At 60.1% G+C, this 761-nt stretch carries 1 pseudogene; it reads left to right on the forward strand.

Annotated elements, in window-relative coordinates:
* Positions 1-92: 92 nt before the first annotated feature.
* Positions 93-761, forward strand: a pseudogene (locus EOA60_RS35530) (histidine kinase); the annotation flags it as partial.

Below are 761 nucleotides of genomic sequence, written 5' to 3' on the forward strand. Positions count from 1 at the left end.
TTGCTATGCTGCCCGCGGTCCCAGCGGGGTGGACGGTCGCTGTCGGTGATCGTGAGGGCAACTACGTTGCAAGGTCCAAGTTGCATGGTGAGGTGACCGGCAAGCCCGGTTTGCCGGAATATTTAGCAAAGGTCGTCGGCCGCTCCGGTACGTTCCGATCTCGCAATTTCGAAGGCACCACGCTGCTGGCCGGGTACTATCGATCGCCCTATTCGGACTGGTTCTACACCGCCAATGTTCCGCTTTCTGATGTTCAGGCACCTCTCTGGTGGTCTCTCGCACAGATTGGCGCAACAGGCCTAACTGCGCTGCTTTTTTCGCTCACTCTGGGCTACGTGGTTGGTAAAACCTTCACCAAGGCGACAGTCGACCTCGCCGCGCGCGCCGATTCGCTCGGCAAAGGGAGCGAGGTCAAACCTATGTCGACGTCTGTCGCCGAGTTCGACACGATTGCCCAAGCCATGATCAAAGCCGGCCGTGCAATCGCGGAACGCACGCGCGAGTTGGAAACCGTTCTGGATACGGCGCCGGTGGCGGTCTGGTTCACCTATGATCCGCAAGCGCGACAGGTGATCCGCAACCGGTTCGCGGCGGAACTGATGGGCCTATCGACGGAGTCCCGGAGATCCTTTGGGACGCCCGACTTGGTGATCGAAACGCTGGCGTACAAAGACGGCCAGACCATCAGCCGGGAAGACCGTCCGCTGAGCAGAGCCATGCGCGGCGAGGAAACTGACAGTGAGGAATTCGCCTATACCTGT

Origin of the sequence: Mesorhizobium sp. M1A.F.Ca.IN.020.06.1.1 (assembly GCF_004023265.1) — a bacterium.
Lineage (GTDB): Bacteria > Pseudomonadota > Alphaproteobacteria > Rhizobiales > Rhizobiaceae > Mesorhizobium.